The sequence below is a fragment of the Sphaerisporangium album genome (assembly GCF_003323745.1).
In the GTDB taxonomy this organism is placed as follows: Bacteria; Actinomycetota; Actinomycetes; order Streptosporangiales; family Streptosporangiaceae; genus Sphaerisporangium; species Sphaerisporangium album.
This window is the reverse complement of the sequence record NZ_QOIL01000008.1, coordinates 293,498-308,682: the sequence shown is the minus strand read 5'-3', so window position 1 is coordinate 308,682 and position 15,185 is coordinate 293,498. Positions and strand designations below refer to the sequence as shown.

Sequence of the window (15,185 nt, the reverse complement as noted above, 5' to 3'; positions counted from 1 at the left end):
CACCTAGATTCCGTAGCGCCGGTTGAAGAACAGCATGACATCCAGCGCGGCACGCGTGTCTCCGTTCAGCATGTCCACCAGCGCGGGCCGCTGCCGCGAGGCGATCGCGGCGAAGGCGTCGGCGAAGAACTCCTTGCGGCCGAGACCGCCCGGCTGCCGGTGGAACGTCGAGGCGAGCAGCGGCGCGCACTGGTCGTAGAGGGCAAGGAACTCGGGGGAATCGGACACCCACTCGCCCGGCGCCGCGTCGATGTCGTCCAGGGCGTGGCCGGTCTCGTGCATCATCACGTCGGGCGTCGGCGACGGCCGGTCCCCCACCACGATCTTGCGGTCGCCGTACGCGCCGGCGCAGACGTCCCAGGTCGCCTTGCCCGAGGGCAGCGGCGCGCCCCGCAGGTAGCCCATGTCGTCCAGATCGGGGACCCCTCCGGGGCCGACGTAGATGCCGTCGAGCCCGACCGCCAGGAGGGCCTTCAGGCGCTCGGGCAGGCGGGACAGGCTGTCGACGGCGCGGACCGCGTCCGCCGAGGGCGGGCCCTCGGCCGCGTCCCACTGCCGGTAGAGGATCTGCTCCAGGGGCCCGCAGTGCTTCAGCCCGTCCCCGCGGTCAGGGGTGTCCGGCGAGTTCGGCTGGGCCAGCGGCGGCTCGTCGTCCAGCTCGAAGTCGCGCCAGATGTACTGCGGCCGGTCCACGACGGGCGCGGTGACCGCCCCGGGGGTGTCCACGCGCGGCTGGTCGCCCTCCCAGAAGGAGTCGGCCCGGCTCTCGCGGCGGTTGGCCCTGCGCCCGCTGTCGCGGTACTCGGCGCGGCTCTCGCGCGGCTGCCGGCGCGTGTCGCCCCGGCCCTCGCGCGAGGTCTCCGTACGGCGCTCGGCGGCGCCGTCGGGACGCCGGGGGTCCGTGGGCTCCTGCGCCCCCTCGCGCGGGGTCTCGCCGCGGTAGGGGAAGGCGTACGGCCCGCGCTGCCGCCAGCGCGAGGCGCGACGGTGGCGACCCCTGTCGCCGGGCTGGCCCGTCACCGCGATGGCCAGAAGGCCCGAGCGAGCGCGAAGATCAGCACGCAACCTCTCCCGTCCGCGAGCGTGGTCACGGTCCACCGTACGACGAGGCCGCGCGGGAAGCCATCTGTAATGTGCTACGGAGATGGCTCGCGAAAATCTACGGAGCCCGCGGAGCAGGGCGGGGAGGCCCGTCGCGGCGCGGGGCGCCATCCCCGGAAACACGATCTACCGTCGGATGGCTTACGCTGCGGACATGCCTAGCGTGCTTCTTGGCCTGGCGTTGTTGGCCTTCTGGCTGTATTGCCTGTTCGATGTGATCACCACACCCGAGGGGGACGTAAGGAACCTGCCGAAGCTGCTGTGGGTCCTCATCGTCGTGCTCCTGGCCGACATCGGCGGCCTGCTGTGGCTGCTTCTCGGCCGTCCTCTGAGCGACGAGGCGGTGCGGCGCCGGCGTGCGGGCCGCCCGGGAGGCCACCGGCCGCCCGTGGCCCGCGGCCCCGACGACGACCCCGACTTCCTCCGCGACCTGGACCGCCGCCTCCGCCGCGAGGACGACTGACCCGTTCGGCGGAGGAGTCCGAGGCGCCCAGAACCGCCGTGCCGGAGGCGCGGCAATGGGCACAGGCGGCGGTGGTGTGGAGGAGGCCATAGGCGCCGTCTCCCCCGGCCGGGTGCCTCCCGGCCGGTGACGGGGACCGCGACTAGGGGACCTGCGCGTACGAGTGCAGGCCCGACAGGAAGATGTTCACTCCCACCAGGTTGAAGATCAGGCAGCCGAACGCGACCAGCTGGACGATGGTCGCCGCCCTGCCCTTCCACCCCGCGGTCGCCTTGGCGTGCAGGTACGCCGCGTAGGCGATCCAGGTGATGAACGACCAGACCTCCTTGGGGTCCCAGCCCCAGTAACGGCCCCACGCCTTGTCGGCCCACAGCGCGCCCGCGATGACCGCGAACGTCCAGATGGGGAACGCGATCACGATGGCCTGGTGGGCGACGCGCTCCAGGTCGGCGCGCGAGGGCAGCCGCGAGGGGCCGTCCTTGCGGACCAGAAAGAGGATTCCGGACACCCCGGCGAGGATGAACAGCCCCGCCGCGAGGATCGCCGCCGTCACGTGGATGGCGATCCAGTACGAGTTCAGCGCGGGCACGACCGGCCCGGCCTGCACGTGCAGGTAGCGGACGGCGAACCCGAGCCCGAGCGCCGCGGCGAGCGACACGAACGCGCCGAGGAAGCGGACCGGCTGGCGGATCTGCATCACCAGGAACGCCGAGACGGCGGCGAAGCAGATGGCCACCACGAACTCGTACATGTTGCCCCACGGCCAGCGCCCGACCGCGAGGCCGCGCGTGACGATGGCCCCGAGGTTGGCGGCCCAGCCGAGCCAGCTCAGCGCCACGGCCGCGACCGCGGCGCGCGCGGCCCAGGCGGGCGGCTCCGGGCCCTGGGCGGGTGCGACGGAGCCGCCGGCGGGCGCGGGCGGTCCGTCGGCGGGGGCCGCGGCTCCGGCGCCCACGGAGACCAGCTCACGGGCCGGGGCCGCCGCCGCGCGGACGCGGCCGAACCCGAGGTCCAGCGCGTAGCCGATCATGGCGAACACGTAGAGCAGGACGGTGGCCAGGATGAGCTGGTCGCTGAGCGTGGCGAGCCCGGACATCTCAGTGGGCATGGTTCGCTCCTTCACGCGAATCGGCCTCGCCGGCCTCGCGTCCTCGAAGGGTCGTGACGATCGTGGAGAACTCGTCGGCGAAGGCGGCGCCGCCGTCGGTGCGCGTCAGGCCGCCGACCTCGGCGTCCTCGCCGTTCTCTCCCTGGCCGACCCGCACCCAGACCCGGCGGCGGCGGACGGTGAGCGAGAGCACCAGACCCAGGACGGCCAGGGCGGCGGCGACCAGCGCGGGTCCCCGGCCGGGGTCGTGGGCGATCTGGAGGCTGATCCACTCGCGGACGCCGGTGAGCTGGATCGACCCCGCGCCGCCCGGCAGCGGCAGGGTGTCGCCGACGGCGAGCGGCTTGGTCTTGTTCCCCATGACGAGGGGCTTCAGGTTCGTGGTGTCGAGCTGGTACACCGACTGCGGCTGCCCGGACTTCAGCCCGAGGTCCCCGGAGAACGCGAACACCTGCGCCGTGGGGTTGGCGGCGCCGGGGAAGACCGACACCCAGGAGCCGTCGGCGGCGGGCACCGTGGTCGGCAGGAAGCGCACCAGGAACCCCAGCTGGGACGGCTGCGCGTCCGGCACCTTGATCACGCACTCGGAGGTGTAGGTCATCTGGTCGGCGGTCAGGCACGGCACCGCGCCCTCGAAGGCGACCTGGCCCTTGCCGTCCAGCACCTTGAACGCCGGGGCGTACCCGTGGCCGAGCAGGTAGGTCTGCGTGCCGTTGACGTCCAGGGGCTCGTTCACCCGCAGGTCGTACGGACGCTCGGCCGCACCGGGGCGGTCGGCGACCCTCAGCCGGGCGGAGAAGTCCAGCGGCTGGCCACGCCGGTCGCCCGTGGCGACGTAGGTGGCCTGGAAGTCGTCCAGAGTGAAGGAGAACGGCTCCAGCGACTCGCCCGAGACCCGCTGGCCGGGGATGTACCGGTCGTAGGCGGCGACGGTGTTGGCGAAGCCGTTGCCCTCGACCAGCAGCACGTTGCCCCGGTAGCCGTACAGGGAGCCGGCGCCGACCGCGACCAGCAGCGCGAGCAGGGCGGTGTGGAAGAGCAGGTTGCCGGTCTCGCGCAGATAGCCCTTCTCGGCGGCCACCCAGCCGGGGCCGGTGACCGTGCGGAACCGCTTCGCGCGGAGCAGAGCGGCGAAGTCGTCGACCGTCCTGCCGGGCGCGGCGAAGGACGCGTGCTGGGGCAGCCGGGACAGGTTGCGCGGGGCGGCCGGGGGCTTGCGCCGCAGCTCGCGCCAGTGGGCCGCCGCCCGGGGGACGACGCACCCGGCCAGCGAGAGGAACAGCAGCAGGTACGTCGCCGCGAACCACGGCGAGGTGAACACGTCGAACAGCCAGAGCCGGTCGAGCCAGGCGGCCATTCCCGGGCTGTCCTTGAAGTACTGCGCCACCTTGTCGGGGCTGATCGACCGCTGCGGGTATATCGACCCGGGTATCGAGGCCAGCGCGAACAGGAACAGCAGGATCAGCGCGGTGCGCATCGAGGTCAGCAGGCGCCAGGCCCAGCGCAGCCACCCCACGGGGCCGAGGCCGGCCGGGCGGACCGGGTCGGCGCGGACGTCTTCGGTCAGCGTCATCAGATCACCGGCTCGAATCCGCCCACCCAGCCCTGCATGCTCGCGATGATCTGCCCCCAGAGGCCGGTCACGAGCAGCACGCCGACCAGGACCAGCATGGCCCCGCCGGCCCGGGTGATGAGCCGGGAGTGGCGGCGCACCGCCGCGAACGTCCTGAGCGCCTTGCGGTAGGCGAGGGCCGCGACCACGAAGGGCAGACCGAGGCCGAGCGCGTACGCGAACGCCAGCACGGCCCCCCTGACCGCGCTGCCCTGGTCCAGCGACAGCGTGAGGACGGCCGACAACGTGGGGCCGATGCAGGGCGTCCAGCCGAGGCCGAAGACGACGCCGAGCAGGGGCGCGCCCGCGATGCCGGCGGCCGGGAAGCGGTGGATGCGCACGTCGCGCTGCAGGCCCGGCACCAGGCCGAGGAACGCCAGGCCGAGCACGATCGTCAGGCCGCCGAGCACGCGGGTGATCACGTCGGCGTTGCCGAGCAGCAGCGCGCCGAGGCCGCCGAACAGGGCGCCCCCGAGCACGAACACCAGCGAGAAGCCCAGCACGAACAGGGCGCTGCCCGCGATCATGCGGCCGCGCCGCGGGTCGCCGCTCATGCCGGTGACGTAAGACAGGTAGCCGGGCACCAGCGGCAGCACGCACGGGGACAGGAACGACACCAGCCCGGCGGCCACCGCGACGGGCAGCGCCACGAGCAGCGACCCGGCCGCGATCGTGGTCGTGAGGTCGCTCACGGCCCACCCGGCCCGGTGGGGACACGGGCGCCGCGGGCGCGGGCCTCACTTCTCATCGCTGACCTTGGTGACCACGTCGAGCAGGTCGGAGTACTTGACCTCGCCGAGGGCGCGCGCCGCGACGCGCCCCTGGCGGTCGAGCACCAGAGTGGACGGGATCGCCGCCGGGTTGACCATGCCGTGGAAGGCGAGCGCCACCTTGCCAGGCTGGTCGAACAGGCTCGGGTACCCCGGCTGCTGGGTGCGCTGGAAGGCCATGGCCTGCGCCTTGTCGTCCTTGAAGTCGACGCCGAGGAAGCTGACGCCGCGGTCCCTGGTCTTGGCGGCGACGTCCTTGAGCACGGGCGCCTCGCTGCGGCAGGGCGCGCACCACGAGGCCCAGAAGTTGAGCACCAGCACTTTGCCCTTGTGGTCGGCCAGGGCGGCGGCGGTGCCTTCCAGGGTCTCGCCCCGGACCTCCGGGGCCGCCTGGCGCTGCGCGGCGGGGACGACCAGCATGGTGCCGTCCCCGGCGACGTACCGCGTGTCACCGGACTGCGGCTGGGTTCCCTGGGTTCCGGCGCAGCCCGCCAGAGCCGTCATGGCGAGCACGACGGCGACGAGGGCACGTGGCTTCGCGGACACCGAGAGGGGTCTCCTTGTACTACGACCGGTAGAGCTTCAAACCCTACCCAGCACGCCGCGCGCCCTCGAAATCGGGGCGGTACCCGTGCGGGTATCGGGTTGCTACCGCCGTTTGGCCGGTTTGAGCATTTTAGGCGGTTTGATGAGTGCGCCCGCCGGCTCGCTGTACCCCACGCTCGCCAGCCGGTCTCCCTCGAAGGTGAGGCTGGTCAGGCTCGCCAGCGCGCACTGGCGGCGGCGCGGGTCGTGCCAGAGCCTGCGGCCCTCGGCGGCCAGGCGGATGATCCAGATCGGAAGCTGGTGGCTGACCAGCACGACCTCGTGCCCCCGCGCCCCGGCCCGCGCCTCGTTGATGATCGACCGCATGCGTTCGACGATCTCGGTGTACGGCTCGCCCCACGAGGGACGCGCGGGGTTCCACAGGTGGCGGTAGTTGCCCGGCGCGCGGAACATGCCGCCGATGACCAGGCCCTGGAAGACATTGTCGGCCTCGGTCAGCCGGTCGTCGGTCTGGACGGGCAGCCCGAAGGTCTGCGCGACCGGCGCGGCGGTCTCCTGGGCGCGCTCCAGCGGCGAGCAGTACAACGCGGCGACGTCGCGGCCGGCGAGGGCCTTGGCCACCATCTCGGCCATCGAACGGCCGTTCTCTGAGAGGTGGTACCCGGGCAGCCGTCCGTACAGGAGGCCCTGGGGATTGTGCACCTCTCCATGACGGAGCAGGTGAACAACGGTGCTTTCAGTCATGACGGACACCAGCCTACTGGCCCGGCCGCGCGGCGGTCGTGAGGCCCGGCGGGGGTGTCATCCTGCGCAGCACCTCGACGGCCGCGCGGATGGCCGGGCGGCGCGCCGCGTCCGTCCGCCACACCGCGAAGATGTGCCTGATGGGCCTGGGCTTCAACGGCACGGCCCGGACGTCCGGCGGCAGCCCGCCCCGGCCCAGGCGCGGGATGAGCGCGCAGCCGTGACCGGCCCCGACCAGCGCGACCTGGGTGGGGTACTCGTCGGCGATGCAGGAGAAGTCGGGCTCCAGCGACGCCTGGCGCAGGGTCAGCACGAGCCAGTCGTGGCACACCATGCCGGGGGACGAGCCGATCCACCGCTCGCCGGTCAGCTCCGCCAGGTCGATCTCGGACCTCCCCGCCAGCGGGTGGCCGGCGGCGAGGACGACGTCGGCCGGGTCCTCGAACAGCGGCGCCCGCGACAGCCCCTCGGGGATGGCCATCGGCCGGTTCTGCCAGTCCTGGACGATGGCCAGGTCCAGCTCGCCGCGCGCGACCTCGCGCACCTGCCGCTCGGGCTCGCGCTCGTACATCATCAGGTCCAGCTCGGGGTGGCGCCGCTTGAGCTCGCCGAGCGCCAGCGGCATGACCCCCCGGGCCGCCGTCGGGAACGCGCCGATCAGCAGGCGCCCGACGACCGTGCCCCGCAGGGCCTCGAAGTCGGCCTCGGCGGTCTCCACCAGGGCGAGGATGCGCTCGGCGTGCTCGGCCAGCAGCCCCGCGGCGTCGGTGAGCTTGACGCCGCGCCCGTTGCGCTCCAGCAGCGTGGACCCGGTCTCGCGCTCCAGCTTGGCGAGCTGCTGGGAGATCGCGGAGGGGGTGACCATGAGGGCCTCGGCCGCGGCGCCGACCGAGCCGTACACGGAGACCGCGTGCAGGGCCTTGAGCCGGTGGAGATCCAACATATAGCGATGCTAAACGATTGACCGTCGGAAGTCGCCGGTGAACTGAATCTCAGGACCCCTGGGACGCGGCGGCCGCGGCCTTGGCGGCGGCGGGCAGCGCCTCGGCGACGCGGGTCAGCGCCTCCTCGTCGTGCGCCGCCGACAGGAACCATGCCTCGTACGCCGACGGCGGCAGGTAGACGCCCTGGTCGAGCATCGAGTGGAAGAACGCCCGGAACGCCCCGGTGTCCTGCGTGCGGGCCCCTTCGAAATCGGTGACGGGGCCGGCCGTGAAGAAGATCGAGAATAGGTTGCCCGCGCGCTGGAGGCGGTGGGGCACCCCGGCGGCGGCCAGCGCGTCCGAGGCGGCGCGGCCGACGATCAGCGCGGCGGCGTCCACCCGGTCGTACACGTCGTCGTCGCAGGCGCGCAGCGTGGCCAGGCCGGCCGCGCACGCCAGCGGGTTCCCCGAGAGCGTGCCCGCCTGGTACACCGGCCCCTCGGGGGCGAGCCTGTCCATGATCTCGGCCCGGCCGCCGAACGCCGCCGCGGGCAGCCCTCCGCCCATGACCTTGCCGAACGTCATCAGATCGGCCTCGACTGGCTCCAGGCCGTACCAGCCGGACGCCGAGACGCGGAAGCCGGTCAGCACCTCGTCCAGGATGAGCAGGGCGCCCGAGGCCGTGCACAGCTCGCGCAGCAGCGCGTTGAAGCCGGGCGCCGGGGGCACCACCCCCATGTTGGCCGGGCACGCCTCAGTGATCACGCAGGCGATCTCGCCGCCGTACGCCGCGAACGCCTCGGTGACCGCCTCGGGCGAGTTGTACGGAAGGACGATCGTGTCGGCGGCCGACGCGCCGGTGACGCCCGGGGTGTCGGGCAGCCCGAAGGTCACGACGCCCGACCCGGCGGAGGCCAGCAGCGCGTCCACGTGCCCGTGGTAGCACCCGGCGAACTTGACCACGCGCGAGCGGCCGGTGAAGCCGCGCGCCAGCCGCACCGCCGACATGGTGGCCTCGGTGCCGGAGCTGACCAGGCGGACCTTCTCGACCGGGCCCACGCGCGCGACCAGCTCCTCGGCCAGCTCGACCTCGCCCGGGGTCGCCGTGCCGAACGAGGTGCCCCGCGCCAGCGCGGCGGTCAGGGCCTCGACCACGGCGGGGTGGCGGTGGCCGAGGATCATCGGCCCCCACGAGCACACCAGGTCGACGTAGCGGTTGCCGTCGGCGTCGACGACGTACGGCCCCTCGCCGGACTCCATGAACCTCGGGGTGCCGCCGACGGCGCCGAACGCGCGCACCGGGGAGTTCACCCCGCCCGGCACGACGGCGCGGGAACGGTCGAACAGGGCCTCTGAGATCTTCGTACGGCTCACGGATCCAGGCTAGTGCCCGGGGCGACGCGGCCGGACGGCCGCCTCCGGCGCGCTCGCGCGCCGGGGCGGGTCACTCGATGGCGTCGGCCAGGCGGTCCAGGACGTGCAGCGGGTCGGGCAGGGGACGGCCGTCGGGCGGGCGCAGCCAGCGGGCCTGGCTGCCGTCGACCAGCGACGACGGCGGCGCGAGCACGTAGCTGTCGCGGCAGTGCCAGCGCAGGCCCGGCGTCTCGTCGATGGTCTCGGGGCCGTAGTCCAGGTGGCAGGACCACCACTCGTCCTCGTCCTCGGGCGCGCCCCGCGTGGCGACGTAAAAAAGGACCCGGTCGCCGTTGGCGGCCACCGGGCCCGTCGCGAAGCCGGATTCCTCCATCGCGAGCAGCGTCGTGTGCCCGGCGGAGGCCGGCACGTCGAATACGTCGAACACCCTTCCCGTGGGAAGGATCACGTTCGCCTCGGGATTCTGCTCCCACCATCGGGTGAGCAGCGCGGTGTCCGTGGTCGCCATCATCTGCCAGGCCGGCGACAACGGATGCGCCCCAGGATCGGGACAGCCGACCCGGTCGCACGAACAGGCACGCCTTCCCTCGCGCAGCGGATGCGCGCCCAGGCAGCTCGCCCAGCCCAGTTCGGCGTATTCGAGCACCGAGGTGATCGTCTGCGCTCTTCCATGGGCCCGGCCTCGCTTTTTGGCCCTGCGGGCCGCCAGCGGCACCCCCACCATCGTGTTCCTCCCCCACCCTCGCCTTTCCCCGATGATGCCCGATGGCGGGCGGACGAGGTGACCCGACCCCCGGAAACCCCGGAAAATGGCCCGTCAGGGTAGTCTTCTGGCCACCTCCGTAGCCCAGTAGGTGAGGATCAGATCAGCCCCCGCGCGCTTGATCGCGGTGAGCGACTCCATGATGACGCGATCGCGGTCGATCCAGCCGTTGGCCGCCGCCGCCTCCACCATCGCGTACTCGCCGCTCACCTGGTAGGCCGCGACCGGCACGTCCACCGCGTCGCGCACCTGGCGCAGGATGTCCAGGTAGGCCAGTGCGGGCTTGACCATGACGGCGTCCGCGCCTTCGTCCAGGTCCAGGCGGACCTCGCGCAGCGCCTCTCCGACCGGCCCTGCCGGGTCCTGCTGGTAGGCGCTGCGATCGCCGAACTGCGGCGCGCACTCGGCGGCGTCGCGGAACGGTCCGTAGAACGCCGAGGCGTACTTGACGGAGTAGGCCAGGATCGGGAGGTGCGAGAAGCCGGCGGAGTCCAGGGCCGCGCGGATCGCGCCGACCTGGCCGTCCATCATGCCGCTGGGCGCGATCACCTGTGACCCGGCGCGCGCCTGCGCCACGGCGATCGAGGCGTAGCGCTCCAGCGTCGCGTCGTTGTCGACCTCGCCCTCGGGGGTGAGGATGCCGCAGTGCCCGTGGTCGGTGTACTCGTCCAGGCAGGTGTCGCTCATGATCACGATGGCGTCGCCCAGGTCGGCGCTCAGCTCGGCCAGCGCCTTCTGCAGGATGCCGTCCGGGTCGTCGGCCGCCGAACCCACGGCGTCCTTCGCCGCCGGGACGCCGAACAGGATCAGCCCGCCGACGCCCGCCTCCGCCGCCTCCCCGGCGGCCTTGCGCAGCGAGTCGAGCGTGTGCTGCGCCACTCCGGGCATGGACGCGACCGGTTGCGGGTCGCTGATGCCCTCCTTGACGAACATCGGCAGCACCAGCTCGGCCGGGTGCGGCCGCGTGCCCGCCACCATGCGGCGGATAGCCGCGTTTCTGCGCAGCCGCCGGGGCCGCGCGACCGGAAAGCCCGCGTTCATCGTGTCTCCCCTCCCTGACCTCGCGCCGGCCGCGCGCGGCCGGTCACGATGGGGATCTCTGCTGGTTGTGGTGGGTCACCTGGCCCGGCGCCGTGCTCCCCTGCGGGTCTGCGAGGGCCGGCGGGGGACGTCTCCGGCGGCGAGGGCCGCCTGACGCTGCTTGGCGCCGTACTCGGCGAGGGCGGCGGCCAGGGCTCCGGCCGAGGGGTTGTCGGCCATGATGTCCACCCGCAGACCGAACTCCTCCGCCGTCTTGGCGGTCTGCGGCCCGATGACCGCGATGACCGTCACGTTGTGCGGCTTGCCGGCGATGCCGACGAGGTTCCTGACCGTGCTGGACGAGGTGAACAGCACCGCGTCGAACCCGCCGCTCTTGATCGCCACGCGGATCGCCTCGGGCGGCGGGGCCGCGCGGACCGTCCGGTAGGCCGTGACGTCGTCGCACTCCCAGCCGAGCTCGGTCAGCCCGGCGATCAGCGTCTCGGTGGCGATGTCGGCGCGGGGCAGCAGCACCCGGTTGATCGGGTCGAGCATCGAGTCGTACGGCGGCCACTCGGCGAGCAGCCCCTCCGAGGAGTGCTCGCCCACGGGAACCAGGTCGGGCTTGACGCCGAACGCGATCAGCGCCTTCGCGGTGGCCTCGCCCACGGCCGCGACCTTCAGCCCCGCGAACGCCCGCGCGTCCAGGCCGTACTCTTCGAACTTCTCGCGGATCGCCTTGACCGCGTTGGCCGAGGTGAACGCCACCCACTCGTAGCGGCCGGTCACCAGGCCCTTGATCGCGCGGTCCATCTGCTGCGGGGTGCGCGGCGGCTCCACGGAGATCGTCGGCACCTCCTCGGGCACCGCGCCGTACGACCTGAGCTGCTCCGACAGCCCGGCCGACTGCTCCTTGGTGCGGGGCACCAGCACGCGCCAGCCGAACAGCGGCTTGTTCTCGAACCACGACAGCCGGTCGCGGGTGGTCACGGCGTCGCCGACGACGATCACCGCGGGCTCGGCGATGTCCGCGTGCTTCAGGTCGGCGGCGAGCCTGCCGAGCGAGGAGACCACGGTGTACTGCTCGGTCGTGGTGCCGCTCTGCGTCACCGCCACGGGCGTGGTGTCCGGGCTGCCGCCCGCGATCAGGGCCTTGCCGATCGCCACCGCGTCCTGGACGCCGTTGTAGATCACCAGGGTGCCCTCGCAGGCGGCGTGCGGCGACCAGTCGTCCACGCGCGTGGCGTCCACGATGCGGAACTCGGGGACCGACGCCGCCGGGGCGATGCCCGCGTAGGTGAGCACGGCCGTCGCCGGCGTCACACCCGGCACGATCTCGAAGTCGACCTCCGCCTTGGCGCAGGCCGCGACCTCCTCGCTCACCGAGGAGAAGAAGCCAGGGTCGCCCGCGCACAGGCGCACGACGCGGCACCCGGCCTTGGCGTGCTGCACCGCCTTCAGCGACACCGCGCCCGACTCGGCGGCGACGTCCACGACGATGACGTCCTCGGGGCAGTGGCGCAACAGCGCGCCGTACGCCTCCTGGTCGAGGACGACGACGTCGGCGCGGGCGAGAAGGTCGGCGCCACGCAGGGTCAGAAGGTTCTCGTCCCCGGGGCCCGCCCCCACGAACGCGACGAAACCGGCGCGCCGCCGCCCGGCGTCGTGGCCGGTCTGCTCGGCTGCGCCGCTCGTCATGCCGAGCGCGCCCGTCTCAGGCTTGCCCATCTCGGCGATCTTGCTGGTCTGGCTTCCGGAGCTCAATGGGTCCGCTCCCCCATCAACGTGCCGGCCCCCTCGGCGATCATGGCGGTCGCGAGTTCGCGGCCGAGCTCCATGGCGGCCGAGGGATCCCCGGCGGTGGACTTGCGCACCGACCGCGTGCCATCGAAGGCCACCACGGCGGCGGTCAGGTTGAGAATGTGCCCGTCATCGGAGGCGTACGCACCTACGGGCGCGCTGCACCCGGCCTCCAGCGCGGCGAGCACCTCGCGCTCGGCGGTCACCGCCGCGCGCGTGCGCGTGTCGTCGAGGACGGACAGCAGGTCGATCAGGGCCTCGTCGCCCGCGCGGCACTCTACGGCGAGGGCTCCCTGGCCCGGCGCCGGCAGCATGTCCGCGACCTCGAACAGCTCGGAGATCTCGGCGGCGCGGCCGAGGCGGCCGAGCCCGGCGGCGGCCAGCACGACGGCCCGCAGCTCGCCCGAGGTCACCTTGCCGATGCGGGTGTCGGCGTTGCCGCGGATCGCGACGTACTCCAGGTCCGGGCGAAGGGCGCGGAGCTGGGCGACGCGGCGCGGCGAGCCCGTGCCCACCTTGTCGCCGGGGCGCAGGCCGGCGAGCCCGACCGGGCCGACCAGGGCGTCCCTGGGGTCGTCGCGGGTGGGGATCGCCGCGATCACGACGCGGGGGTCCGGCTTGGTGGGAAGGTCCTTGAGGGAGTGGACCGCGAAGTCGATCTCCCCCTCGATGAGCTTGTCGCGCAGGGCGCTCACGAAGACGCCGGTGCCGCCGAGCTGGGCGAGGTGCGCCTTGGTGACGTCGCCGAAGGTCGTGACGCCGACGAGCTCGACGGGACGGCCGGTGAGCGCGGTCAGCCGGTCGGCCACCTGCTGGGACTGGGTGGTCGCCATCAGGCTGCGGCGCGTGCCCAGCCGAAGGACGCGCGGGCTCGCCATCAACAGGCTCTCGCTCATGCGTCCTCCTCGCCGGATCGACCGGTCGCGTCCGTCTCCACCTCGGCCACCTCGGCTCTCGTCACTGCCTCGGGCACCTTCGGGTTCAGGTCGAACAGCTCGCGCAGCGCCTCAGCATAATGATCGCCCGCCGGAGACGCCGCCAACCGCTTGACACGCACGGTCGGCTCGTGGAGCAGCTTGTCCACCACCCGGCGGATGGTCTGGGAGATCTCTCCGCGCAACCGCCCGTCGATCTCGGGAACCCGGGTGACCAGGCGCCCGATCTCGGTCTCGACGACGTCGGCCGCCTTGGCCCGCAAGGCGATCACCGTCGGCGTCACCTTGGCCGCGCGCTCGGCCCGGAGATATTCGCACACCTCGGCGGACACGATCGAGCGGACCGCGGCGACCTCGTCGGAGGCGCCGCCGTCGTGACCGTCGCCGCCGAACCCGGCCTCCTGCATCGACTCCAGGTCGACGAGGGTGACGCCGGGAAGCATGCGGACGCCCGGGTCGACGTCGTGCGGCAACGCGAGGTCGAGCAGGAAGAGCGGCTTGCCCCGCGCCGCCCGCGCCACCATCTCGGTGCCGATGACAACGGTACCCGCTCCGGTGCAGGAGATGACGACATCGGCCGAGGCCAGCTCCCTCTCGACGTCCGCCAGCTCGACCGCCCGGCCGCCCACGCTCTGCGCCAGGCGGGCGGCCCGCTCGAAGGTGCGGTTGGCGACGACGATGTCCGTGACCCCGGCCCTGCCGAGCGTCACGGCCGACAGCGCGCTCATCGACCCGGCGCCCACGACCAGCGCCCGCTTGCCCTGGATCGGGCCGAGCACCCGCTCGGCCAGCGTCAGGCCGAGCCCGACGAGGGAGGCCCCCACGCGGTCGATGCCGGTCTCGGTGTGGGCGCGCTTGCCGACCCGCAGCGCCTGCTGGGCCAGCTCGTTCAACGTGGAGCCCGCGGTGCCCTGTTCCTGGGCGAGCCGCAGCGACTGGCGCACCTGGCCGAGGATCTGGCCTTCGCCCACCGCCATCGAGTCGAGCCCGCACACGACGGTGAAAAGGTGCTCGACCACGCGGTCCTCGTAGTGCACGTACAAATGGCGCGTCAGCTGGTCCTGGGGGACGTCCGAATGCGCGCTCAGCATCTCGGTGACCGCCGTCACACCGCCGTGGAACCGGTCGACCTCGGCGTAGACCTCGACCCTGTTGCACGTGGAGACGATCATCACCTCGGCCACGTGCTCATCGCTTCTGATGTCGTGCAGCAGCTTCACGAGGGCGTCGCCGGTGACCGCGACGCGTTCGAGCAAGGCCACGGGTGCCGTCCTGTGGCTGAGACCCACGGTCAGAAGACTCATGCGTCCATCGCCTCCGCCAAGTTCTCCGCCATGATGGGGCTCCCTGATTCACGATCCGCCTTGCGCTGCTCATGGAACGCGAGGATCTGAAGTTCGGTCGATAGGTCAACTTTGCGGACATCGACTCCGTCAGGCACATTGAGCACAACGGGGGCGAAGTTCAAGATACTGGTGATGCCCGAGGCGATGACCCGGTCCGCCACGGGCTGCGCGGCCGCGGCGGGCGTCGCGATCACCACGATCGAGATGTCCCGCGTGCGGATCACGTCCTCGAGTTCGTCGATGTGCTCGACGGGCATGCCGACCAGGCGCTCCCCCACGACGGACGTGTCCGCGTCGAACAGCGCGGCCACCCGGAAGCCCCGCGACACGAACCCGCCGTAGTTGGCGAGGGCGCGGCCGAGGTTGCCGACGCCGACGATCGCCACGGCCCAGTCCTGGGTGAGACCGAGCTCACGGGAGATCTGATAGATGAGGTACTGGACGTCGTAGCCGACGCCGCGGGTGCCGTACGACCCGAGGTGCGACAGGTCTTTGCGGAGCTTCGCGGAGTTCACCCCGGCCGCGACGGCCAGGTCCTCCGAGCTGACGGTCGCGGTACCCCGCTCCGCGAGCCCGTTGAGGGCCCGCAGGTAAAGGGGCAGCCGGGCGACCGTCGCATCGGGGATGCCACGTTCACGCGCTTGAGACATGCGGCGGATCACTTCGGCCGGGACTCCAGG

At 72.6% G+C, this 15,185-nt stretch carries 15 protein-coding genes; 1 reads left to right on the top strand and 14 read right to left on the bottom strand.

Annotated features, from left to right (window positions below):
• Nucleotides 1-3 precede the first annotated feature (3 nt).
• Entirely contained in the window at nt 4-1,020 is a 1,017-nt protein-coding gene (locus DQ384_RS16790; RefSeq protein ID WP_245966540.1) for a hypothetical protein, read from the bottom strand.
• 235 nt (nt 1,021-1,255) lie between these two features.
• Here DQ384_RS16790 and DQ384_RS16785 point away from each other — a divergent pair, with 235 nt between their 5' ends.
• Nucleotides 1,256-1,564, top strand: coding sequence for a PLDc N-terminal domain-containing protein (locus DQ384_RS16785; RefSeq protein WP_245966539.1), 309 nt, complete (start codon nt 1,256-1,258; stop codon nt 1,562-1,564).
• Nucleotides 1,565-1,706: 142 nt separating this feature from the next.
• On the opposite strand, the gene ccsB is transcribed toward DQ384_RS16785, so the two are convergent.
• From ccsB to DQ384_RS16720, 13 genes are all read right to left on the bottom strand, one after another.
• Nucleotides 1,707-2,672 (bottom strand): c-type cytochrome biogenesis protein CcsB, encoded by a 966-nt coding sequence (gene ccsB / locus DQ384_RS16780; protein WP_114029739.1) that lies wholly within the window; start codon nt 2,670-2,672, stop codon nt 1,707-1,709.
• Nucleotides 2,662-4,245, bottom strand: coding sequence for a cytochrome c biogenesis protein ResB (resB, locus tag DQ384_RS16775; RefSeq protein WP_114029738.1), 1,584 nt, complete (start codon nt 4,243-4,245; stop codon nt 2,662-2,664). The genes ccsB and resB overlap by 11 nt, the downstream gene beginning before the upstream one ends.
• Entirely contained in the window at nt 4,245-4,976 is a 732-nt protein-coding gene (locus DQ384_RS16770) for a cytochrome c biogenesis CcdA family protein (protein ID WP_114029737.1), read from the bottom strand. The genes resB and DQ384_RS16770 overlap by 1 nt, the downstream gene beginning before the upstream one ends.
• Before the next feature lie 45 nt (nt 4,977-5,021).
• Entirely contained in the window at nt 5,022-5,600 is a 579-nt protein-coding gene (locus tag DQ384_RS16765; protein WP_245966538.1) for a TlpA family protein disulfide reductase, read from the bottom strand.
• 102 nt (nt 5,601-5,702) lie between these two features.
• A complete protein-coding gene (locus DQ384_RS16760; RefSeq protein ID WP_114029797.1) occupies nt 5,703-6,344 on the bottom strand; it encodes a histidine phosphatase family protein in 642 nt (213 codons plus the stop codon).
• Between the two features lie 13 nt (nt 6,345-6,357).
• Nucleotides 6,358-7,287, bottom strand: coding sequence for a LysR family transcriptional regulator (locus DQ384_RS16755; RefSeq protein WP_114029736.1), 930 nt, complete (start codon nt 7,285-7,287; stop codon nt 6,358-6,360).
• A 49-nt stretch (nt 7,288-7,336) separates the two neighbouring features.
• Nucleotides 7,337-8,641, bottom strand: coding sequence for a glutamate-1-semialdehyde 2,1-aminomutase (hemL, locus tag DQ384_RS16750; protein ID WP_114029735.1), 1,305 nt, complete (start codon nt 8,639-8,641; stop codon nt 7,337-7,339).
• Nucleotides 8,642-8,711: 70 nt separating this feature from the next.
• Complete coding sequence (locus DQ384_RS16745; protein ID WP_114029734.1) at nt 8,712-9,365, bottom strand: bifunctional DNA primase/polymerase; 654 nt, start codon at nt 9,363-9,365, stop codon at nt 8,712-8,714.
• A 93-nt stretch (nt 9,366-9,458) separates the two neighbouring features.
• On the bottom strand, nt 9,459-10,445 hold the full coding sequence (gene hemB / locus DQ384_RS16740; RefSeq protein WP_114029733.1) for a porphobilinogen synthase: 987 nt from the start codon (nt 10,443-10,445) through the stop codon (nt 9,459-9,461).
• A 75-nt stretch (nt 10,446-10,520) separates the two neighbouring features.
• Nucleotides 10,521-12,122 (bottom strand): bifunctional uroporphyrinogen-III C-methyltransferase/uroporphyrinogen-III synthase, encoded by a 1,602-nt coding sequence (locus DQ384_RS16735; RefSeq protein ID WP_114029796.1) that lies wholly within the window; start codon nt 12,120-12,122, stop codon nt 10,521-10,523.
• A gap of 62 nt (nt 12,123-12,184) precedes the next feature.
• On the bottom strand, nt 12,185-13,120 hold the full coding sequence (gene hemC / locus DQ384_RS16730) for a hydroxymethylbilane synthase (RefSeq protein WP_114029732.1): 936 nt from the start codon (nt 13,118-13,120) through the stop codon (nt 12,185-12,187).
• Nucleotides 13,117-14,463, bottom strand: coding sequence for a glutamyl-tRNA reductase (locus DQ384_RS16725; RefSeq protein WP_114029731.1), 1,347 nt, complete (start codon nt 14,461-14,463; stop codon nt 13,117-13,119). The genes hemC and DQ384_RS16725 overlap by 4 nt, the downstream gene beginning before the upstream one ends.
• Nucleotides 14,460-15,155, bottom strand: a complete 696-nt coding sequence (locus tag DQ384_RS16720) for a redox-sensing transcriptional repressor Rex (RefSeq protein ID WP_114029795.1) — start codon at nt 15,153-15,155, stop codon at nt 14,460-14,462. The genes DQ384_RS16725 and DQ384_RS16720 overlap by 4 nt, the downstream gene beginning before the upstream one ends.
• Nucleotides 15,156-15,185 lie beyond the last annotated feature (30 nt).